Origin of the sequence: Rhodococcus cercidiphylli (assembly GCF_033042225.1) — a bacterium.
In the GTDB taxonomy this organism is placed as follows: domain Bacteria; phylum Actinomycetota; class Actinomycetes; order Mycobacteriales; family Mycobacteriaceae; genus Rhodococcoides.
On the sequence record NZ_JAWLKE010000001.1, the window covers coordinates 211,789 to 233,442 of the forward strand.

Genomic DNA, 21,654 nt, shown 5'->3' on the forward strand with positions numbered 1-21,654 from the left:
TCGGAAGGCGGCCGTCGCAGAACACCCGAACGGGCACCGCGGAGCGTGCGGAATCGGCAACTCCCGCGGCGTCCCCGACTGCGCCGGAAAGGCCGACAGCGCAGGCAGATCGCGCGATCCGGGCACGGCCGATCGGGCCCAATACGACACACGGTAGGACCGGTTCGGCAAGCGTCGGTCCGAAGGTCTACGATTCGAGGAGCGCACGACTAGATGACGTCGCCTCGTGGTTCGAGGTCCGACGCGCAATCAGGAGGATCTGTGACTGCCCTAGCGCCTAGGCCCGCACCTGCGGTGGATGCTGCTCGGCCGTTCCCGCCGCGGACGGGACCGAAGGGGTCGTTCCTGCACAAAGCGGTGACGACAACCGATCCCAAGGTGTTGGGAATCATGTACATCGCGACATCGTTCGCGTTCTTCCTGGTCGGTGGACTCATGGCGCTGCTGATGCGCGCCGAGTTGGCCATACCGGGAATGCAGTTCCTGTCCAACGAGCAGTACAACCAGCTGTTCACCATGCACGGCACCATCATGCTGCTGCTGTACGCGACGCCGATCGTGTTCGGATTCGCGAACTACATCCTGCCGCTGCAGATCGGGGCCCCCGATGTCGCGTTCCCACGGTTGAACGCGTTCTCGTACTGGCTCTACCTGTTCGGTGCGCTGATCACCACGGCCGGGTTCATCACTCCCGGTGGCGCAGCGGACTTCGGTTGGACCGCGTACACCCCACTGACGTCGGCTCTGCACTCGCCGGGCGTCGGCGCGGACCTGTGGATCATGGGCCTGGCCGTTGCCGGTCTCGGCACCATCCTCGGTGGCGTCAACATGATCACCACGGTGATCTGCCTGCGCGCCCCCGGTATGACGATGTTCCGTATGCCGATCTTCACCTGGAACATCCTGGTGACGTCGATCCTGATTCTGCTGGCCTTCCCGCTGCTGACGGCGGCGCTGCTCGGCCTGGCGGCCGACCGTCACCTGGGCGCGCACCTGTTCGATCCGGCCACCGGTGGCGTGTTGCTGTGGCAGCACCTGTTCTGGTTCTTCGGCCACCCCGAGGTGTACATCATCGCGCTGCCGTTCTTCGGAATCGTCTCCGAGGTGTTCCCCGTCTTCTCGCGTAAGCCGATCTTCGGCTACTCGGGTCTGATCTACGCGACGATCGCGATCGCCGCTCTCTCCATCGCCGTGTGGGCGCACCACATGTACGCCACCGGCGCTGTGCTGCTGCCGTTCTTCTCCTTCATGACGTTCCTCATCGCGGTGCCCACCGGTGTGAAGATCTTCAACTGGGTCGGCACGATGTGGCGAGGCCAGGTGACGCTGGAAACGCCGATGCTGTTCTCGATCGGGTTCCTGATCACCTTCGTCTTCGGTGGTCTGACCGGTGTTCTGCTGGCATCGCCGCCCATCGACTTCCAGGTCACCGACACGTACTTCGTGGTCGCCCACTTCCACTACGTGGTGTTCGGCACCGTGGTGTTCGCTACCTACGCCGGCATCTACTTCTGGTTCCCGAAGATGACGGGCCGGATGATGGACGAGGCTCTGGGCAAGTGGCATTTCTGGCTGACGTTCTTCGGATTCCACGCCACGTTCCTGGTGCAGCACTGGCTCGGAAACGAGGGCATGCCGCGTCGGTACGCCGATTACCTTCCCTCGGACGGGTTCACCGAGTTGAACGTCATCTCCACGGTCGGTGCTTTCATTCTCGGTGCCTCGACACTGCCGTTCGTGTGGAACGTGTTCAAGTCCTACCGATACGGCGAGGTCGTCACAGTCGACGATCCGTGGGGCTACGGCAACTCGTTGGAATGGGCCACCTCGTGCCCGCCGCCGCGACACAACTTCACCGAACTGCCTCGGATCCGTTCCGAGCGTCCGGCGTTCGAGTTGCACTACCCGCACATGGTCGAGCGGATGCGCGCGGAAGCGCACGTCGGGCCGGGAGCGCACGGCGGTAAGACCACCGCAGTGCTCGAACAGGCCCGCCGGGCCCCGATCGCCACCAGCGATCACGAAGGGTCAGGAGACCCGGACCCCAAGTAGTCCACAGCGCAGCGAGAGCCCCTCCCGGCTACCGGGTGGGGCTCTTCGCTTGCGACAATCTCGTGGCGTGTTCGGGCTCGCTCGTCCACGACAGGTGACACGAAGACCTATCCGGCCGCTGGGGCCGTGCACGAAAGGGAGATTCGGTGACTTCGAGCGACACCGCAGTGCTGGTGACGGTGACGGGACCCGACAAGCCGGGCGTCACATCGGTGCTGTTCGCAGCACTGTCACGGCACAACGTCAGTCTGCTCGACGTCGAGCAGGTGGTCATCCGCGGCAGATTGACACTGGGCGTCCTCCTGTCCTGCCCGCGCGATCCCGAGGCACTGCAGGAGGAGCTCGAGGATGCGATGGCGACGGTCGGCGTTCACGTCGATGTCGAGATCGACACCGCGCGGGGCGGTGGTCAGAGCTTGGCCACCCACGTCGTCGTCGTGCTGGGACGACCCGTGACAGCGCGCGCTTTCAGCACCATCTCCCGTGAACTCGCACGCCAGGGCGCGAACATCGATTCCATACGCGGAATTGCCGACTATCCCGTCACCGGCCTCGAACTGCAGGTGACCGCGACCGACACGTCGCCGGATGCCGACCTGCAGTTGCGCACGGGGCTCGCGGCCATCGCAGCCGGAATCGGCGTCGACATCGCCGTGCAGCGCGGCGGAATCGCACGGCGATCCAAGCGACTGATCGTGTTCGACGTCGACTCCACGCTCGTCCAGGGTGAGGTCATCGAAATGTTGGCTGCCCGCGCCGGACGCGAGGACGAGGTACGTGCGGTCACCGAAGCTGCCATGCGCGGTGAGATCGACTTCGCGGAGTCGCTCGAACAGCGGGTCGCCGTGTTGGCGGGACTCGACGAATCCGTCATCGACGAAGTGGGCGAAAGCCTGGAACTGACCGCGGGGGCCAGAACCACCATCCGCACCCTCCGGCGTCTCGGCTTCGCGTGCGGCGTCGTGTCCGGGGGATTCCGACAGGTCATCGAGGGCCTCGCTCACGAACTCGAACTCGACTACGTCAAGGCGAACACTCTCGAGATCGTCGACGGCAAGCTCACCGGACGGGTCATCGGAGAAGTGGTCGATCGTGCTGCGAAAGCGACCGCACTGCGTGAATTCGCGGCGCAGTCGGGAGTGCCGATGGAGCAGACCGTCGCCGTGGGCGACGGAGCGAACGACATCGACATGCTCACCGCAGCAGGCCTCGGGGTTGCCTTCAACGCCAAGCCTGCGTTGCGAGAGATCGCCGACACCGCTATCTCCCATCCGTACCTCGACGCGGTCCTGTTCATCCTCGGCGTCACCCGCAACGAGATCGAAGCCGCGGACGCAGTGGACGGGGGAGTCCGCCGCGTCCCGATCCCATGACCGGCGATCCCGTGACCGGCGATCCCACGCCCTGCGACGCACCGGATGACGTGGTGGCCGAGACTGCAGTCGAGGTATTCTCACCGGAGAACACGTTCGTCTCGCGCCACGCCGAGCTCGCTCGTGGGTACGGCGGAGCGGAAGACCCGGCAGATCCGTCACAGGTTCTGGCGATGCCGTTGGTGCTGCACATCCCCAAGATCGATCCGCCCCTGCGCAGCGAGTTGCTCGAGGCGGCTGCACGAGCAACCGTTGCGTTGTGCCTGGACCCACGAGTGGGCGTGGACGCGTCGTGGAACGAGGCCTTCACCGAGTGGACGTCGGCACGCATCCGGAAGGTTGCCCGACGTGCACGCGGTGCGCAGTGGCGTGCGGCGCAGGACGTTCCGGGTGTCACGGTCGACGTCGGGGGAGCGTCGGCACGTGCGTTCGTGCCCGGTCGGGTCGGAGATCTGGATCCTCGGATCAAGCGGCTGCAGATCGGTGGAACCGATGTGTCGGCCGACGACGAGCCTTCGGTCTCGGCCGGCCCGGTGCTGTGGGTCGACGCCTCACTGTCGATGACGGTGGGCAAGGCAGCCGCTCAGGTGGGGCACGCGTCCATGCTGCTGGCGGGTGCGATGAGCACAGCGCAATGCCGCGAATGGGCTGCGTCGGGCTTCGAATGTTCGGTCCGATCCGCGAACCCGGAACAGTGGACGCGTGCACTGGGCGAGGTTCGCGCCGGTCGCGCCGTCGCGGTACGGGATGCAGGCTTCACCGAAGTGGCACCCGGTTCGACGACCGTGATCGCCGTTCCGTAGCTCTGGGGTCCACTGTCGCACAAGTGGCTATGCCGAACATATCCAGTAGCCCCGAGACTGGAAGCATGTTCACCTCACCACGTCGTCTACTCGCCGGTCGCCGACTCCCTGCTCGGTTGGCTGCCCTCTACGTGGGGCTGTGGCTGTACGGGGCGTCGATGTCGTTCATGATCGCCGGTGGACTGGGCGTCAACCCGTGGGACGTCTTTCATCAGGGGCTCGAAAGCCACCTGTCGCTCAGCTTCGGAACCATCACCGCGATCACCGGCGCGGCCGTACTGCTGATGTGGATCCCGCTACGGCAACGTCCTGGCCTGGGCACCGTGAGCAACGTGGTGGTGATCGCCGTTGCGGTGGACACGACGTCGGCGATGTTGCCGGACCTGGACGGGCTGCCGATGAGGACCCTGGCCATGGTGTCGGGCATCGTGGTCAACGCGTTCGCAACCGCGCTGTACATCGGTGCCGGGATGGGTCCGGGGCCGCGAGACGGACTGATGACCGGTCTGGTGGCCAGGACCGGATGGTCGATTCGCCTCACCCGCACCGGAATCGAGTGCACGGTGGTGCTCACCGGTTGGTTGCTCGGCGGGACGCTCGGCGTCGGGACGGTTCTCTATGCGCTCGGAGTCGGTCCGCTCGTGCAACTGTTCATGACTCACCTGCCTGCGCTGCGCAGCACCAGGACCGTCGATCCGGTCACCGATATCGTCGAACCCGGTTCCAGCGCAGTGGTATCGGAGGGCACACCGTCCACACTCGAGGAATCGAGAACCGGAACGAACCGAGACGACGACCAACTCGGGCACGCCAGAACGATATCGGCTGGGCCTCCGGAATGGAGAACGAGGAGCGAGCTGGCATCGTCGACCTGCCCGCCGTCGGAGGCGAAGGAGCGGACGTCGGAACCGTCCACCCAGGCCTGAATGGTGCGCACCGAGTCGTCGTTCCATCGGTCCGTGTCGAATTCGATTCCGGCGGAATCGAACCACACCAGATCGGGTCGGCCGGTCGGTGTCGCGCGGCCGGTGAAGAACTCCTGCTGACGCAGTGTCGGAGCGCTCGCTCGGACACGAAGGAGTCGACCCACGAAGCGAATCATGTTCTGATCGGCACTGTCCCAGTCGATCGCCCAGGCGTCGGCCGCCGGTGCATCCTCGGCGATGCAATAAGCGTTGTTGTTGCCTCCCTGACTGTGTCCCAGTTCGTCGCCGGCAAGAAGCATCGGTGTTCCGGTGGAGAGCGTCAGGGTTGCCAGTAGTGCCCGGACATGGCGTCCCCTCGCCTCGGCGACGGATGGATCCTCGCTCGGACCCTCGACTCCGTGGTTGACCGACGAGTTGTTGTCGGTACCGTCCCTGTTCTCTTCGCCGTTGGCCTCGTTGTGCTTTCGGTCGTACGACACCAGATCTCGGGCGGTGAACCCGTCGTGCGCGGTGACGAAGTTGATCGACGCCCATGGCAAGCGTCCACCGCTCGCGAAGAGGTCCTCCGAACCGGCCAGGCGCGAGGCCAACTCGCGGACGCCGTGTTGGCCCGCCCAGAAGCGTCGGACCGTGTCACGGTAGCGATCGTTCCATTCCGACCAGGCCACTCCGAAGTTGCCGACCTGATAGCCGGCACCGGTGGCATCCCACGGCTCGGCGATCAATTTGACCCGAGCCAGTACGGGATCGGTGGTGATGGCGGTCAACAACGGTGCGCGAGAATCGAATCGCCAACCGCCGGGTCGGCCGAGAGTGCTGGCGAGGTCGAATCGGAACCCGTCCACGCCCATGTCCTCGACCCAGTACCGAAGGCTGTCGCACACCATCCGCACGACCGCGGGCGACGCGGAATCGAGAGTGTTGCCACAGCCGGTCAGATCGACGTCCGATCCGCGTCCGTCCAGCAGGTAGTAGCCGGGCGCATCGAGCCCACGCCAGCTGATGGAGGGGCCGTCGATCGCGGATTCGCACGTGTGGTTGTAGACGACGTCGAGGATCACCTCGATTCCGGCAGCGTGCAATGCGTCGACCATGGTGCGAAATTCGTCCACCTCGTCACCGGGAACGGCGGCGAAGCGCGGATCCGGTGCGAAGTACGCACCCGTCGAGTATCCCCAGTGGTTTCGCATCCCCCTGGCACGGACGCCGGGTTCGGTGAATGTGGTGTGTACGGGCAGCAATTCGACCGACGTGATGCCGATGCGAGCGAGATGCTCGAGGACGGCCGGCTCGGCCAGGCCGAGATACGTACCGCGAAGATGCTGGGGGACAGCAGGATTGCGGGCCGTGAACGATCCCACGTGCAGCTCGTACAGGACGGTTCGGTCCCACGGCACCTCGGGGCGAGCGGGACGGCCGACGCGATCGGGGGCTGCGCGGACGACGCCGAGCGGGAGGTGCCCGAGCGAGTCTCGAGAACTGGGCGCACCGAACGGGTCGTCCTCGTAGGCGAGCAACGCCGACGGGTCTCCGAATGCTCCGATCACCTGGCGTGCCGCGGGATCGAGCAGAATCTTGGCACCGTTGAACCGGCGGCCGGAGTGCGGATCCCATCTCCCGTGGGCGCGGAAGCCGTATCGATCACCTGGCCGCACTCCCGGGACGAAGGCGTGTCGAACTCCGAATGTCCGGGTGGTCAGTTCCACCCGTCGCTCGCCGCCGTCCGGATCGATCAGGCACACCTCGACTCCGTCGGCCTCGGGTGCGTGGACTGCAAATTGAGTGCCAGTCGGCATCGCGGTGGCACCCAGTGGGAACGGTGATCCGGGCGGGTTCGAGACGGACTCGCCGCCGGTGGTCCGGTGGGAGCTACGAGGCAGATCGTCATTGGGCGACACGCGTGCACATCCTGCCGTGAATGCGCGGTCGATGTGCGGGAAGATAGGCGTCGTGTCTGAACCGGATCCCGACCTGCTCGTAGATTTCACCGACGTAGTCGTCCGCCGCGGCGGTGCGACCCTGGTGGGACCCGTCACCTGGAAGGTGGAACTGGACGAACGGTGGGTCGTCCTCGGCCCGAACGGTGCCGGAAAGACGTCTCTGCTGCGCATCGCTGCGGCCGAAATCCATCCCACGTCCGGTGTCGCCCACGTTCTCGGCGAGGTCATGGGCAAGGCCGACGTCTCCGAACTCCGACCGCGGATCGGTCTGTCGTCCTCCTCGCTGGCGCAGCGCATTCCGGCCGACGAACTCGTATCCGATCTGGTGGTGTCCGCCGGCTACTCGGTGTTGGGGCGCTGGCGTGAGAAATACGACGCGGTCGACACCGAGCGCGCAGTCGAAATGCTCGAGAGCCTCGGTGCCGAGCATCTCGCCACCCGCACCTACGGCACGCTGTCGGAAGGCGAACGAAAGCGCGTTCTCATCGCCCGCGCTCTGATGACCGATCCCGAACTGCTGTTGCTGGACGAGCCTGCGGCAGGTCTCGACCTCGGTGGACGCGAGGAACTGGTGGCGCGGCTGACCGACCTCGCTGCCGATCCCGACGCCCCCGCGACCGTGCTGATCACCCATCACGTGGAAGAGATTCCGCCGGGATTCAGTCACGCGTTGCTGCTCAAGGAAGGCGGGGTGGTGGCGCAGGGACTGGTCGACGACGTCATCACCGCAGAGAATCTGACCGAGGCGTTCAGTCAGTCGATCGCACTCGATCGCGTCGACGGTCGCTTCTTCGCGCGGCGGACCCGCGCTGCCGGGGCGCACCGCCGATAGAGCGGACCGATCGACTCCGCTGCGCAATGCAGCGGTACGTTCCCTTTCATGAGCTCGAACAGTGCTGCCGATCACGTACAGGCCCGGGACGCCTCGACGGTCATCTTGATTCGTGACGGCCTGTCACGACCCGACATCGAGGTGTTCCTGCTCGAACGTGTCGGTGGCATGGCCTTCGCGGGTGGCATGACGGTGTTTCCCGGTGGCGGCGTCGACCCCTCAGACGCGGCAGCTGACGTCCGCTGGGCAGGACCGCCGCCGTCGTGGTGGGCCGAGCGCTTCGGAACCGACGAGGGCAAGGCACAGGCCTTGGTGTGTGCCGCGGCGCGCGAGACGTTCGAGGAGTGCGGTGTACTGCTGGCCGGCTCGACACCGGATTCGATCGTTGCCGATACGGCTCCGTTCGCGGCAGAGCGGGGTCGGCTCGAGCGCCGTGAGGTGTCGTTCGCCGAATTCCTCACCGCCCACGACCTCGTTCTGCGATCGGATCTGCTCCGGCCGTGGTCGCACTGGATCACCCCGGTGGGCGAAGCTCGACGGTACGACACCCGGTTTTTCGTCGCAGTGCTTCCCGAAGGACAGAATGCGGACGGCGAGACCAGCGAGGCGGCGTCGGTGAGCTGGCGGTCCACCGGTGACGCACTGGCGGACTGGCGGTCGGGGAACACCATCCTCCTTCCGCCCACCTGGAGCCAACTCGACGCACTGTCTCGGTTCGACACCGTCGCACAGGTCGTCGATCACGACCGCGAGATCGCCCCGGTTCTGCCGATCCTCACCCGCGACGAGGGGACGGTCCGGGTGCTCTTCGACGGCGACGACGCGTACTACGCCGGAACGCGCCATCCCTGGTCGGATCGCTAGGCCTCGGCCCGGTAGCCTTTCGGCCCATGGCTGAGTTCGTGAATTTCGAAGTTTCCGACGGCATCGGCACCATCCGCCTCGACCGTCCGCCGATGAATGCGCTCGATCGGCAGATGCAGGACGAGATCCGAGCGGCGGCTCGCGAGGCCACGGTGAATGCCGACGTCAAGGCCGTCGTCGTCTACGGCGGTGAGAAGGTCTTCGCCGCCGGTGCCGACATCAAGGAGATGGTGGCGCTGTCCGCGTCGGAGATGGCCGCGATCGCCGGAGATCTGCAGTCGGCCCTCGGCTCGCTCAGTACCATTCCCAAGCCCGTGGTCGCGGCCGTGACCGGGTACGCACTCGGTGGTGGGCTGGAGGTTGCACTGGGTGCGGACCGTCGGATCGCCGGCGACAACGCCAAGTTCGGTGTCCCCGAGGTGCTGCTCGGTGTCATCCCCGGCGGCGGCGGAACGCAGCGGCTGGCTCGGTTGATCGGCCCGAGCCGTGCGAAGGACATGGTCTTCACCGGCCGCTTCGTCGGTGCCGAGGAAGCGTTGCGCATCGGATTGGTGGACGAGGTGGTGGCACCGGACGAGGTGTACAACGCAGCGCGCGCCTGGGCCATGCAGTTCACCACGGGTGCATCGCGAGCGCTCGCAGCGGCGAAGGCGTCGATCGATCAGGGGCTCGACGTCGATCTCACCACCGGTCTTCGGATCGAGGCTCAGCAGTTCGCGGCGCTGTTCGCCACCGAGGATCGCACGATCGGCATGACGTCGTTCGTGGCCGACGGCCCTGGTAAAGCGACCTTCACCGGACGGTGAAGCAACGGTCCCGCAGAGCAGAGTTGTTCCACAGCTACCGGATAGTAGGCTCGCCTGATGACTGCAAGCCCCCACGACGGTGTCAATCGATCGATCTCGAACGCGATGCCTTCGACCTCGTCCGAGACCGATGACCGCCAGGTCGATCCAGCCCCGAACCCGCACGCCACTGCCGAGCAGGTCGAGGCCGCACGGTCGGACACCAAACTGGCTCAGGTGCTCTATCACGACTGGGAAGCCGAAACCTACGACGACAAGTGGTCGATCTCCTACGACGAGCGATGCATCGACTACGCGCGCGGCAGATTCGATCAGGCGGTCTCCGGTGACGCGTCGGCGCAATCCGCACTTCCGTACGGCCGCGCCCTCGAGCTGGGCTGCGGTACCGGGTTCTTCCTGCTCAACCTGATGCAGGCCGGCATCGCAGACAAGGGCTCGGTCACCGACCTGTCGCCCGGCATGGTCAAGGTTGCTCTTCGCAACGCCGAGCACCTCGGCCTGGACGTCGACGGCCGGGTCGCCGATGCGGAGACGATTCCGTACGACGACAACACGTTCGATCTCGTCGTCGGGCACGCCGTCCTCCATCACATCCCGGACGTCGAACAGTCCCTGCGAGAGGTGCTGCGGGTACTCAAGCCGGGCGGCCGCTTCGTTTTCGCGGGCGAACCCACCACGGTCGGCAACTTCTACGCACGGTGGCTCGGACGCATCACGTGGGAGGCGACCACCCGCGCGACCAAACTTCCGTTCCTGGCGAGCTGGCGCAAGCCGCAGGAAGAGCTCGACGAATCCTCGCGAGCGGCGGCACTGGAGGCCGTCGTCGACCTGCACACGTTCGATCCCACCGATCTCGAGCACATCGCGCTCTCGGCCGGTGCCGAGTCCGTGCAGGCGAACACCGAGGAGTTCGCCGCCGCTCTGCTCGGTTGGCCGGTTCGGACCTTCGAGGCCGCAGTACCCGAGGGCAAGTTGGGATGGAATTGGGCGAAATTCGCCTTCGGCGGTTGGAAGACACTGAGCTGGGTGGACGAGAACGTGCTGCAGCACGTGGTTCCGCGCGGACTGTTCTACAACGTGATGATCACCGGCATCAAGCCCGCCCCTCGCGCTTGATCGGCTCGGACCGCCGCAGGCTCTGCGCTCGAGTCCGCTAGTGGGCTACGAATTCACCGGCACCGACCTCGACTTCCTTTCAAGCGAGGCCGGTGCCGGAGCTCTTGCTGCGGTCGACGATCTCGAGCTCAGCGCTCGAACGTCGGTGCGCGACACGGCCTCGGTGCGCACTCGCTTCCCGGACCACGCGAGTGCACTGATCGAAACGGTCACGGTCCGCCGCAAGGCCCGAGTGAAGTTGGTCGACTCCGATCGGTGGCTGGTGACCGACGAGGCGGTCCAGCAGGCCACGCCGACGCTCGTCGCGCGGAGGCGGGCCGCTCGACTCGCGGGGCGTCGGGTGCACGATGTCACGTGTTCGATCGGCAGTGAACTGTCCGTCCTCGTCGCTACGGCGGAGTTGGCGGTGGGCAGCGATCTCGACCCGATTCGGCTTCGGATGGCCGCACACAACGTTCCTGAGGCCACTCTGCTGCGCGCCGACGCACTGACCCCGACGACGCGTGAGACCGTCGTCGTTGCCGATCCCGGCCGCCGAGCAGGTGGTCGGCGACGCCATGACCCGGCGGCTCTGCAGCCGCCGCTCCCGGATCTGTTCGACGCCTATCGAGGCCGAGACCTGGTCGTCAAGTGTGCGCCCGGCCTGGATTTCGATGCGCTCGACTGGGCCGGCGAGATCGAGGTGGTCTCGCTCGACGGGGGAGTACGAGAAGCGTGCCTGTGGTCGGAGGGGTTGAGCGAGCGCGGTGTTCGGCGTCGGGCAGCGGTTCTTCGATCCGACGGCAGTGTTCTGGAATTCACCGATGCCGAGTCGGACGAGATTCCGGTTCGGCCCCCCGGCCGCTATCTGGTCGATCCCGACGGGGCGGTGGTCAGAGCCGGCTTGGTTCGGCACTACGGAGCCAGATTCGGTCTGTGGCAACTCGATCCGCGAATCGCGTATCTGACCGGCGACACCGTCCCGGCCGGGGTTCGCGGCTTTCGAATTCTCAAGCAGTCCAAGTTCTCGGAGAAAGTGCTTCGGCAACAACTGAATCGGATGGATTGCGGCTCGGTGGAGATTCTCGTCCGCGGGGTCGACGTGGATCCGGCGATACTGCGGCCCAGGCTCAAACTGCGCGGCTCCGTGGCGTTGTCGGTGGTGATCGCCCGAGTCGAACGGTCCGCGGTGGCGTTCGTCTGCGCTCCGGGCGCTGTCGCTCAGCCCGTGTAGGTGAAGATCTCGCCGAGGTAGCTCGCGGTGACGACCTGGCCGTCCGGGCCGATGGACGTGCCGACGGTGGTGCCGACGACGTCGGGAACCGGTTGCACGTCCACCGTCTCTCCGGTGGCCGCATCGAACGTGAGCAGGGCCAGCCCGTCGTCCTCGCGTACGACGGTATGGCCGCGTCCGTCTGCGGATTGGGCTGCGCTGCCTGCCTGTTCGATGTCGTCGCGGACCCACACCCGCTCGGCCGAATCTCCGTTGTCGCGCACGCCCATGAGGGTGCCGTCTCCGCCCGACGGCACGATCGTGCCGTCGGAAGCGATCGAGGGACTGGCACCGATGCCGAGCCCGGTGCCCTCGGTCCACTTCTGTCGCCCGTCGGCGGTGTCGAACGCGGTCAACCTGCCGTCGACGTCGGCCAGGTAGACCGTCGACCCGTCCTCGGACAGCACCGGACTCGACGCGACTCCGGCGGGCAGCAGGTCCGAGGACCAGCGTTCGACGAGTCCGGGAGAGCCGTCCCGGTCGTACTGCACCGAAACGAGTTGTGGTGCAATCGAACCCGGACGCCACAGTGTCAGGTACATCGTTCCGGTCGCACTGTCCACCGCGGGTGCTGCGGGTACGGGGCATTCGGATCCACCCGAGCTGCACTGGGCGAGTCCGGTGTCCATCGGCTGAAAATCGGAGTTCGGCTCGGTCAGGAAATCCGGCGTCGGAACCAGATCCAGAATGGGCACTCGGAGTTGCCCGTTCTGCGAATCGAGAACGCTGACCTGGCCCATCTGGGTGATCGAGAGCAGGCTGCCGTCCCCGAGGAACTGGGCGGACTTGGGCACTCCGTACACCGGTGTGCGCCAACGCAGTTGTCCGTGGTCGTTGTACGAGTTCATGCCGCCGTCGTCGCCGATGTAGACGTTGATGGCCGAATCGACGGTCGGCGTGGCAGTGACGACGGACGGCCCGACTCGATTGCACCAGCGCTTGCGGGCGGAGTCGATCTCGAACGAGAAGAGGTTGCAGCCGGATTCGGTGGCGGCAGTGACGAACATCTGGCCCGTCGATCCGATGGACACCGGAGAGGTCACCGTGCCGCCCGTGGGGCGCGTCCAGTCCAGGGACAGAGGTGTCGACACCGACACGGCCGTCGAACCGCTGTTGTGCGAGTTCGCATGCGCTGCGGGCCACGAATCGGGGGAGAGCGGTTCGATGGCCGAGGTGTCGGCGCTGCAACCGCTCACGGTCACCACGACTATCGCCGCAGCGACCGCAGTGACCTTTCTGCCGGTCCTGCCCTTGGCCGTGACGCCGCGCATCGATCGCTCCCCGTGTCTTGATTTCCGTGCCCGACATGGTGCCGGGGCGTCTGTGTTCGTCTCGTCGACGAGCAACAGTCGACAGGCAACCCTAGCCCGCGCAAGGGTGCCGGCAGAGAGCGGGCGAACGAGAAACTAGGGTGAACGTCCATGACGAGTATGTGGAACGCGCCGCTGCGGACACGCTGGCGCGGGTCGAGACGACGCGACACCGAGCAGGCGCGGTTCCTCACGCGTGCGTCCCTCGACTGGGTGCTCGCGAACAAGGCGTACACGCCGTGGTACCTCGTGCGGTACTACCGCCTCGCGAAGTTCAAGCTCGCCAATCCGCACGTGATCCTGAGGGGCATGGTGTTTCTCGGCAAGAACGTGGAGATACATTCGACCCCCGAACTCTCTCGTCTCGAGATCGGGCGCTGGGTCCACATCGGCGACGGTAATGCCATTCGCTGCCACGAGGGCTCGCTGCGGATCGGCGACAAGGTGGTGTTCGGTAAGGACAACGTCGTCAACACCTACCTCGACATCGAGATCGGCGCATCGACGCTGGTGGCCGACTGGTGCTACATCTGCGATTTCGATCATCGGATGGACGATGTGAACATGCCCATCAAGGATCAGGGAATCGTCAAGGGCCCGGTGCGGATCGGGCCGGACACGTGGATCGCCGCCAAGGTGACGATCCTGCGCGAGACCAGGATCGGGCGGGGCTGCGTGCTCGGAGCCCACGCCGTCGTCAAGGGTGAGATCCCGGATTACAGCATCGCGGTCGGGGCCCCGGCCAAGGTCGTCCGCAATCGCAAGGACGCGTGGGAAGCCGGTGCCGCCGACCGCGCGAAATACATTGCTGCGCTGGAGGATATCGCCCGCAAGAAGGCGCTCGGACAGGCCGAGGCGGCGCGAGAGATCTGACCCCGGTGTGCTCAGGTACGGCCGGGGATCGCGCGCTCGGCGATGTGCGGGCGGGCCAGCGGATGCCGAACCTTGCGTTTGGCTTCCAGGTAGACCTGGGCCGTCGACTCGGCGACGTGTTTCCAGTCGAAATCCACGGTGAGCCTGTCGCGGGCGGCCACGGCTCGTTCCTGCGCGGCGTCCGTGTTGTCGAGAACGCGCCGCACGGCTGCAGCGAGCCCACCGACGTCGCCGGGCTCGAAGGACAGGCCGGTCACGCCGTCGACGATGGCTTCACCCAGACCGCCTGCGGTGGACGCGACCAGTGGGGTGCCCGCAGCCGCAGCCTCCAGCGCGATGATGCCGAACGGTTCGTATCGACTGGGTAGGACGATGGCGTCGGCTCCGTGCAGCCAGCCGAGCAATTCTGTGTGGTCGAGATTGCCCAGAAAAGACACTGCGCGGGCAACCCGGTGGGTGCGTGTCAGCCCTGCCAACCAGGCGAACTGTGTTCCTTCGCCGGCGATGTGCAGGGTGGTGCCCGGGTGGCTTCGTCGGATGCGGGGCAGGGCGGCGATGGCATCCTGGATGCCCTTCTCGTACTCGAGTCGGCCGACGTAGAGCAGTTTGGCCGGCTCCGATCGGGGCTCTCGTCGACGAAAGTGCCAGGTGGATCGGTCGATTCCGTTGCGAATCACCGTCACCGCCGACTCGGATACTCCGAACAGGGTGGTGACCTCGTCCTTCATCGACCCCGAACAGGTGATCACTGCATCGGAATCGTTGGCGAGCCACCACTCGACGGAGTGCACCTGACGGTTGACGGGGCCGGAGATCCAGCCGCTGTGGCGGCCGGCCTCGGTGGCGTGGATGGTCGAGACGAGCGGTACGTCGTAGAACTCCGCGAGTGCGATCGACGGGTGCGCGACGAGCCAGTCGTGCGCATGCACGACGTCGGGTTGCCAGCCGTCGCCCAGACCCGGCTTTCCCAGCGCGACGCCGGCACGCACCATCGCGTGCCCCATCGCAAGGGTCCATGCGAGCATGTCCTCCCCGAAGACGAAGTGAGCCGGGTCCTCGGCTACGGCGACGACGAGCACCCCGTCCTCGATGTGGTGAGACGTCGGGTGGGTGGCGGCGTCGGTTCCGGTGGGTCGACGCGACAGCACCACGACCTCGTGGCCGCACCGGACCAGTTCGGTTGCCAGGTGATGAACGTGCCGACCGAGGCCGCCCACCACCACGGGTGGGTACTCCCACGACACCATCAGAATCTTCATCGACGCCCCCCTGCATCTTCTCGCTCGTCGCCGACGTGTGCACCGGGCAGTCGGCGTGCGTCCAGCGCAGGAAACAGCCCGTCCGCGCGGTTCCACTGCCGAGCCAATTCGTTCGCTCGGACAGGTGACCCACCTGCGGCCGCGGCCGCGATCTCGCGCAACGCATGTGCGTGAACGTGTGCCCGTTCCCGCGCGTAGCCTGCGGCGGAGTCCTTGCTGACCATGAATGCCCAGTCGCTGGCCACGGCCATCAGTGTCTCACGCAGTATCTGATCGTTGACGCGATTGCGGAGTTCGGGTCCACCGGCGCGACGCTGTGCAGCTCGGGCGGTATCGACGGCATCGAGAGCGGTCCGAGAGACCTCGGCATTGAGCGCGACCAGGTCCGCGACGTCGTCGCCCGCCCACACCCGCCAGTCCTTGCCCGATCCCCACGACGAATCCTGCAGTTCCAGTGGCGCTCCGACGTATCCCTGCTCGCGGGCGTCGCCGAGCGTGCCGACGGTGATGCCTGCCGCGGGAAGCGCGCGCATCAGCTTGCCGAGCCACTGCGGACCCTCGTGCCACCAGTGCCCGAACAGCTCGGTGTCGAATGCCGCGACGACGAGGGCGTCGCGACCGATCCGCTCGGACTCCGAGATCAGGCGCCGACGAACCACATCGACGAAGTCGGCCACGTGACGATCCACCGTCGCCGCCGCCCGCGCGGGATCGTAGGGAGCCTTGTCGTTCGACGCGACCGAGCGGCCGGTGACCCGGGCCGGTTTGAGACCGGTCGCGTGATCGTAGGTGTGGAAATCTCGATAGGAACCGTGGCCGGGATAGCCGGACTTCGGTGACCAGACGCGGTAGCTGACCGGCAGGTCGCGTCCGAACGCGACGACGTCGGAGTCCCAGACCGGCCTGCCGAGGGAGGTGTCTCCACGCATCGCGGGCCCGTCGACCATGAAGTGCGAGACCCCGGCGGCGGCGTATTCGGTTTCCATGCCGGGGGTGAATCCGCATTCGGGTGCCCAGATGCCTCGGGGCGTGGTGCCCCACCGGCAGCGGGCGTCGAGCAGGCCTTCGCTCAGTGAGAACTGCCGAAGCCGCGGATCGAGCAGCGGCTGGAACGGATGCGCCAGCGGCCCACCCAGCAGTTCGACGGTTCCGTTGTCGACCAGCGGCCGGAGTACCGCCGAACCGCCGTGACGCCACCGGGCCTCGAATCGATCGAGCGCGGCGGCAGAACCTCGGTGCTCACGAACGGACAGGTCGCGATCTGTCGCCTCGTGGGCCCTGAGCTGCCAGTTCCCGAGCCAGTGGTGCATTCCGGACAGGCAGTGTGGATCGTCGAGTTGAGCGGCCAGAACAGGGGTGATCCCCAGCGACAGCACGTCGGTGTGACCGTCCTCGGCCAGTTGCTCGAGCATCGCGGTGAGTGGCAGGTAGCAGTCGGCCCAGGACTGATACAGCCACTCCTCGCCTACCGGCCACCTGCCGTGATTGGCCAACCACGGCAGGTGGGAGTGCAGAACGAGAGAGAACATGCCCGGCACGGTGGCACCGGATGTCACCCGATCACCGTGCTCGAGCTCTTGCGGGCAACGGCGACCAGGTCGAGGCTGTCGTCGATGCGGTCGGCGGTGATGTCGAAATCTTCGATCGAGACAGCCGCGACGTCCTCGGTGAGTTCGGCAGGCCAGGGTTCGCCGGCCAGTGCTCGTTCGATCTGAGCGTCGATGAACGAACCGCCGTGCTTGGCATCGAGGGCGGCCAGAGTGCGTCCGTGCCTGACCCCGGTGAGTTCGTCGACCTCGAGCCGAGCGTCCACGAGTAGTTCGGTGAGTTCGGCCGCGTCGAGTTCGCGGGTGTGGAAGGGATTGAGCGGGGTGTCACGGCCGGGCGAGAACGTGATGCGGTTCGGTGTGCTGATCAACAGAATGCCCCCGGGCGCGAGTACCCGGTGCACCTCGGCAAGGAACGCACCTTGGTCCCAGAGGTGCTCGATCACCTGGAAATTGACGACGACGTCGATCGAGGAATCGGCCAACGGAAGGCGGTCGAGGTTGCCACGCAGCATGGTCACCCTCGGGTAGCGGGCATGCACGTGTGCGGCGGCCGACGCGTCGTAGTCGAGACCGAGAACGTTCGAAGCGACATCGGCAATCATGTTGGCTCCGTAGCCTTCTCCGGATCCTGCTTCGAGCACCGTTCGGTCGCGGCAGCGCTCGACGAGTGCGCGGTAGACCACCTCGTGGCGGCGGAACCAGTAGTTCTCCTCGGCGATGCCGGGCACGGTGCGTTCTCCGGTGAGGGGGAGTGGTTCCGGTGCCGGTGCCTGAGCCGATGAATCGTTCACCGCCGAAAGGTTAGTGGAGGCGCGCGGGAGGTAAGCCAACGTGGTCTCCATAACAGTCGGGGTGCAGATGTATGGTCGGACAGGCAGGGAGGTAAGTTACCCACGAGTAACTACGGTGAGGTAACCTCGTCCCAGACCGTAGAACTGCACGAACCAGTACTGCACCAACCGTTAGAACACTCACGATCAGCAGAACATGACCAGGAGGTCGACGCAGACCCATGACGAACATCGTTGTTTTGATCAAGCAGGTTCCAGACACGTGGTCCGAGCGCAAGCTCACCGACGGTGACTACACCCTCGATCGCGAGGCTGCCGACGCCGTCCTCGACGAGATCAACGAGCGGGCCGTCGAAGAAGCACTGCTCATCAAGGAAGCCCAGGGCGGTGAGGTGAAGGTTCTGTCCGCAGGCCCCGACCGCGCCACCGACGCCATTCGCAAGGCCTTGTCGATGGGTGCAGACAGCGCAGTGCACCTCAACGACCCGACCCTGCACGGCTCCGACGCGATCCAGACCGGATACGCGCTGGCCGCAGCGCTCGGCAACGTCGCATTCGAGAACGACGAGCCGGCCGATCTCATCATCGCCGGCAACGAGGCCACCGACGGCCGCACCGGTGCCGTTCCCGCGATCATCGCCGAATACCTGCAGATCCCGGCCCTGACGCAGATGCGCAAGCTCGTCGTAGCCGACGGCAAGGTCACCGGCGAGCGGGAGACCGACGAGGGCATCTTCGGCCTCGAAGCCGCGTTGCCCGCCATCGTGAGCGTCACCGAGAAGATCAACGAACCGCGCTTCCCGTCCTTCAAGGGCATCATGGCCGCGAAGAAGAAGACGGTGCAGACCATCACGCTCGCCGACATCGGTGTCGAGGACGGCATCGTCGGCGTCGACAACGCGGGAACGACCGTCACGTCGTCCACCCCCAAGCCTCCCAAGACTGCAGGCGAGCGGCTCACCGACGAGGGCGACGGCGGCGACAAGATCGCCACCTACCTCGTCGGCCAGAAGATCATCTGATCCCGCCCCACCGAGCAATCGAAGACAAACGAGGAGCAAGTCATGGCAGAAGTACTCGTGCTCGTGGAGCACGTCGAGGGAACACTGAAGAAGGTCAGCACCGAGCTGATCACCGCCGCTCGTGCGCTGGGTGAGCCGTCCGCGGTCGTCACCGGCCCGGTCGGCACCACCGACAAGGTCGCCGACGCACTGACCGAAGCCGGTGCCGAGAAGATCTACGCCGCCGAATCCGACGCGGTCGACGGATTCCTCGTCACCCCGAAGGTCGACGTGCTGTCGGCACTCGCGGAGTCGGTCTCACCGGCAGCGATCATCACCGCTGCCACGATCGAGGGCAAGGAAGTTGCGGGACGACTCGCAGCACGCCTCGGCTCGGGCTACCACAACGACGTCGTCGCAATCAACGGCGACGGCAGTGCCGTCTACTCCATCTTCGGTGGCGCGTTCACCGTCGAGGCCAAGGCCAACGGCGACGTTCCGGTCATCTCGCTGCGCCCCGGTGCAGTCGAGGCCGAGCCGAAGGCCGGAGCGGGCACCCGCGAAACCGTCGAGGTTCCCGCGCAGGAAGAAGGGGCCGTCAAGGTCACCTCACGTGACCCGATCGTCGGCGGCGACCGTCCGGAGCTCACCGAGGCATCGGTCGTCGTGTCCGGTGGACGTGGTGTCGGCAGCGCCGACAAGTTCTCCGTCGTCGAGAGTCTGGCCGACTCGCTCGGTGCCGCAGTCGGTGCCTCGCGCGCCGCTGTCGACTCCGGCTACTACCCCGGCCAGTTCCAGGTGGGTCAGACGGGCAAGACCGTTTCCCCGCAGCTGTACGTCGCGCTGGGTATCTCCGGAGCCATCCAGCACCGTGCAGGCATGCAGACCTCGAAGACGATCGTCGCGGTCAACAAGGACGAGGAAGCGCCCATCTTCGAGATCGCCGACTACGGCATCGTCGGTGACCTCTTCAACGTCGCACCGCAGCTGACCGAGGCAGTCAAGAAGCACAAGGGATAGCCTCCAGCGCTGTTCGACGACAGGCCCCCACCGCTCGCGCGGTGGGGGCCTGTCGTCTCGGGCAGCGCAACCTTGTTCACACAAACTCTTCCGACACGTTTCCCCGACGATGCCCGGTGGCCTTCCCCGCTCGTTAGACACACCTCATGACCACTTCCGTCATGAGCTCGACTGCATCGATCGTCCCGGCCACCGACCGTTATTCGCTGGTGTTGTCCACCGACCCGGAGCACCGACTCGCCGCGCAGCGTCTGCGCTACGAGGTGTTCGCTTCCGAGCCGGGGTTTTCCATTCCCACCGACACCGACGGCCTCGACGCCGATCGGTTCGACGAATTCTGTGATCACCTGCTCGTTCGTGACCAGTGGACCGACACGTTCGTCGGCTGCTACCGCATGTTGCCTCCGCAGGCCGCCGTGTCCGCCGGCGGGTACTACACGGCAACCGAATTCGATATCTCCGCGCTCGATCCAGTCGGCATGAACATCGTCGAAATGGGAAGGGCTGCAGTTCATCCCGATCACCGGTCCGGGTCCGTGCTCGGGCTGATGTGGGCCGGAATCCTGCACTACCTCGATGTGACGGGATACGAGTGGGTCATGGGGTGCGTGTCGGTGCCCATGCAGTCGGCACCAGGGGATCCGATCGGGGCCAACGTTCGCGGTGTTCGAGACCGCCTGTTGGACAAGCACGCCACGCCGCCCGACCGTCGGGTCCGGCCGTACGCTCCGGTCGTCGTCGACGGGGTGGATCTGATCGACATCGAACCCGCGAAGCGAACGTCGATGCCGCCGTTGATGAACGGCTACCTCCGGCTCGGTGCCTCTATCTGCGGTGAGCCGGCTCATGATCCGGAATTCGGTGTCGCCGATTTCGTCGCATTGCTCGGGCTGCACGAGGCCAACACTCGCTATCTCGACCGGTTACGTTCGGCAGCAACGACGTTCGAGTCGGGTGTCCGGTGACACGACCGATCGTGCACGCGTGGATGCCGTCGTCGCCGTGCAGTGACGGTTGTCTGCCGAAGAACCCACCGACGGTGGGACGAATCGTCCTCGCGCTCCGAATCGCACTGGCGATGGTGGCCTTCGGGTTGCTGCCGGTGTTGGTCGTCCTCGGGGTTCCGTTCCCGCGGGTTCGCCGCTCGCTGACGCGGATCGGTGCTCGCACTCTGCTGTTCGCCATCGGGATCGATCTGACCGTGCTCGACGCTCGCTCCGACCGCGAACGCTCCCGCACCGCCGCAGGTGCACTGCACGTCGCCGGTCACATCTCCTGGACCGACGTCGTCGTGCTCACCGCGGTACAGCCGTCGACCTTCGTGGCGCGTGCCGACCTGATCGACTGGCCGCTGCTCGGTCGCCTGGCGCGGGCCATGAAGGTACTTCCGATCGATCGAGCTCGACTGCATCAGCTCCCCGGCGTCGTCGATCAGGTTGCCGATCGTGTCCGCGCAGGCGGGTCGGTCGTCGTCTTCCCCGAGGCCACCACCTGGTGTGGTCGTGCTTACGGCTCGCTACGGCCGGCGCTGCTGCAGGCCGCGATCGATTCGGAGACCTGGGTACAACCGATTCGGCTGCGCTACGTCGACCGGACCGGCGAGCAGACCACCGCCACGTGCTTCGTGGGAGACGAAACGATCGGTGCCTCCATCGGCCGGATCTTCCGACTGCGAGGACTGCGCGCCGAGGTGGAGTTCACGGCCCCGGAGGCACCCGGCGGCGATCGACGCGACCTCGCCCGGCGGTGCGAGGTGGCGATTCGCCGGGACGACGTCTACGACCCAGCTGTGCACGAGGTCGTGGCCGAGGCCGAACGCAGCCCGGTGCCGCCGAAGGTCGCGGCGGCCTGACCGAGTATCGATCACCGTGACCGCGGACCCACCT

18 protein-coding genes and 1 pseudogene are annotated in these 21,654 nt (G+C 66.1%); 14 read left to right on the forward strand and 5 right to left on the reverse strand.

Going from position 1 to position 21,654, the window contains the following annotated elements; translation table 11 throughout:
• Nucleotides 1–261: 261 nt before the first annotated feature.
• The 4 genes and pseudogenes from ctaD to yczE all read left to right on the forward strand — a co-directional run.
• Nucleotides 262–2,052, forward strand: a complete 1,791-nt coding sequence (gene ctaD, locus R3P95_RS01040; RefSeq protein WP_068045815.1) for an aa3-type cytochrome oxidase subunit I — start codon at nucleotides 262–264, stop codon at nucleotides 2,050–2,052.
• 146 nt (nucleotides 2,053–2,198) lie between these two features.
• Nucleotides 2,199–3,425 (forward strand): phosphoserine phosphatase SerB, encoded by a 1,227-nt coding sequence (gene serB / locus R3P95_RS01045; protein WP_068045812.1) that lies wholly within the window; start codon nucleotides 2,199–2,201, stop codon nucleotides 3,423–3,425.
• Nucleotides 3,422–4,228, forward strand: coding sequence for a peptidyl-tRNA hydrolase (locus R3P95_RS01050; protein ID WP_317547147.1), 807 nt, complete (start codon nucleotides 3,422–3,424; stop codon nucleotides 4,226–4,228). Before serB ends, R3P95_RS01050 begins: the two co-directional genes overlap by 4 nt.
• A gap of 65 nt (nucleotides 4,229–4,293) precedes the next feature.
• Nucleotides 4,294–4,896 (forward strand): annotated as a pseudogene (gene yczE / locus R3P95_RS26230) (membrane protein YczE); the annotation flags it as partial.
• Here yczE and glgX read toward each other — a convergent pair.
• Nucleotides 4,887–7,052: a glycogen debranching protein GlgX gene (gene glgX / locus R3P95_RS01060; RefSeq protein ID WP_394855368.1), complete on the reverse strand. Its 2,166-nt coding sequence runs from the start codon at nucleotides 7,050–7,052 to the stop codon at nucleotides 4,887–4,889. The pseudogene yczE and the gene glgX overlap by 10 nt on opposite strands.
• A gap of 31 nt (nucleotides 7,053–7,083) precedes the next feature.
• Between glgX and R3P95_RS01065 the strand changes: the two genes are divergently transcribed.
• The 5 genes from R3P95_RS01065 (at nucleotide 7,084) to R3P95_RS01085 (ending at nucleotide 11,925) form a co-directional block, all read left to right on the forward strand.
• Nucleotides 7,084–7,926, forward strand: coding sequence for an ABC transporter ATP-binding protein (locus tag R3P95_RS01065; protein WP_068045832.1), 843 nt, complete (start codon nucleotides 7,084–7,086; stop codon nucleotides 7,924–7,926).
• 48 nt (nucleotides 7,927–7,974) lie between these two features.
• Nucleotides 7,975–8,790 (forward strand): NUDIX hydrolase, encoded by an 816-nt coding sequence (locus tag R3P95_RS01070; protein WP_149405520.1) that lies wholly within the window; start codon nucleotides 7,975–7,977, stop codon nucleotides 8,788–8,790.
• Nucleotides 8,791–8,816: 26 nt separating this feature from the next.
• Nucleotides 8,817–9,596, forward strand: a complete 780-nt coding sequence (locus tag R3P95_RS01075; RefSeq protein WP_317547149.1) for an enoyl-CoA hydratase/isomerase family protein — start codon at nucleotides 8,817–8,819, stop codon at nucleotides 9,594–9,596.
• Between the two features lie 105 nt (nucleotides 9,597–9,701).
• Nucleotides 9,702–10,712, forward strand: a complete 1,011-nt coding sequence (locus R3P95_RS01080) for a class I SAM-dependent methyltransferase (RefSeq protein ID WP_188078598.1) — start codon at nucleotides 9,702–9,704, stop codon at nucleotides 10,710–10,712.
• Between the two features lie 40 nt (nucleotides 10,713–10,752).
• Nucleotides 10,753–11,925, forward strand: a complete 1,173-nt coding sequence (locus tag R3P95_RS01085) for a THUMP-like domain-containing protein (protein WP_317547150.1) — start codon at nucleotides 10,753–10,755, stop codon at nucleotides 11,923–11,925.
• Here the strand turns inward: R3P95_RS01085 and R3P95_RS01090 are convergent.
• The gene (locus R3P95_RS01090) at nucleotides 11,913–13,235 is read right to left on the reverse strand and encodes an outer membrane protein assembly factor BamB family protein (RefSeq protein ID WP_317532353.1); all 1,323 of its coding nucleotides are present in this window, start codon (nucleotides 13,233–13,235) and stop codon (nucleotides 11,913–11,915) included. The genes R3P95_RS01085 and R3P95_RS01090 overlap by 13 nt on opposite strands.
• Before the next feature lie 150 nt (nucleotides 13,236–13,385).
• Here R3P95_RS01090 and R3P95_RS01095 point away from each other — a divergent pair, with 150 nt between their 5' ends.
• Nucleotides 13,386–14,147, forward strand: coding sequence for an acyltransferase (locus R3P95_RS01095; RefSeq protein WP_068045796.1), 762 nt, complete (start codon nucleotides 13,386–13,388; stop codon nucleotides 14,145–14,147).
• A gap of 11 nt (nucleotides 14,148–14,158) precedes the next feature.
• On the opposite strand, the gene R3P95_RS01100 is transcribed toward R3P95_RS01095, so the two are convergent.
• Genes R3P95_RS01100 through R3P95_RS01110 form a run of 3 tightly spaced genes read right to left on the reverse strand, consistent with a single transcriptional unit; the run spans nucleotide 14,159 to nucleotide 17,798 of the window.
• Complete coding sequence (locus R3P95_RS01100) at nucleotides 14,159–15,406, reverse strand: glycosyltransferase family 4 protein (protein ID WP_317547151.1); 1,248 nt, start codon at nucleotides 15,404–15,406, stop codon at nucleotides 14,159–14,161.
• Nucleotides 15,403–16,935: a glycoside hydrolase family 57 protein gene (locus tag R3P95_RS01105; protein WP_317547316.1), complete on the reverse strand. Its 1,533-nt coding sequence runs from the start codon at nucleotides 16,933–16,935 to the stop codon at nucleotides 15,403–15,405. The genes R3P95_RS01100 and R3P95_RS01105 overlap by 4 nt, the downstream gene beginning before the upstream one ends.
• A 23-nt stretch (nucleotides 16,936–16,958) precedes the next feature.
• Nucleotides 16,959–17,798, reverse strand: coding sequence for a class I SAM-dependent methyltransferase (locus R3P95_RS01110; RefSeq protein WP_094642266.1), 840 nt, complete (start codon nucleotides 17,796–17,798; stop codon nucleotides 16,959–16,961).
• Between the two features lie 170 nt (nucleotides 17,799–17,968).
• Here R3P95_RS01110 and R3P95_RS01115 point away from each other — a divergent pair, with 170 nt between their 5' ends.
• The 4 genes from R3P95_RS01115 (at nucleotide 17,969) to R3P95_RS01130 (ending at nucleotide 21,620) form a co-directional block, all read left to right on the forward strand.
• A complete protein-coding gene (locus tag R3P95_RS01115; RefSeq protein WP_068045787.1) occupies nucleotides 17,969–18,769 on the forward strand; it encodes an electron transfer flavoprotein subunit beta/FixA family protein in 801 nt (266 codons plus the stop codon).
• Between the two features lie 42 nt (nucleotides 18,770–18,811).
• The gene (locus R3P95_RS01120; RefSeq protein WP_149405527.1) at nucleotides 18,812–19,768 is read left to right on the forward strand and encodes an electron transfer flavoprotein subunit alpha/FixB family protein; all 957 of its coding nucleotides are present in this window, start codon (nucleotides 18,812–18,814) and stop codon (nucleotides 19,766–19,768) included.
• Between the two features lie 146 nt (nucleotides 19,769–19,914).
• The gene (locus R3P95_RS01125; protein ID WP_149405528.1) at nucleotides 19,915–20,733 is read left to right on the forward strand and encodes a GNAT family N-acetyltransferase; all 819 of its coding nucleotides are present in this window, start codon (nucleotides 19,915–19,917) and stop codon (nucleotides 20,731–20,733) included.
• The gene (locus R3P95_RS01130; protein ID WP_255183285.1) at nucleotides 20,730–21,620 is read left to right on the forward strand and encodes a lysophospholipid acyltransferase family protein; all 891 of its coding nucleotides are present in this window, start codon (nucleotides 20,730–20,732) and stop codon (nucleotides 21,618–21,620) included. Before R3P95_RS01125 ends, R3P95_RS01130 begins: the two co-directional genes overlap by 4 nt.
• Nucleotides 21,621–21,654 lie beyond the last annotated feature (34 nt).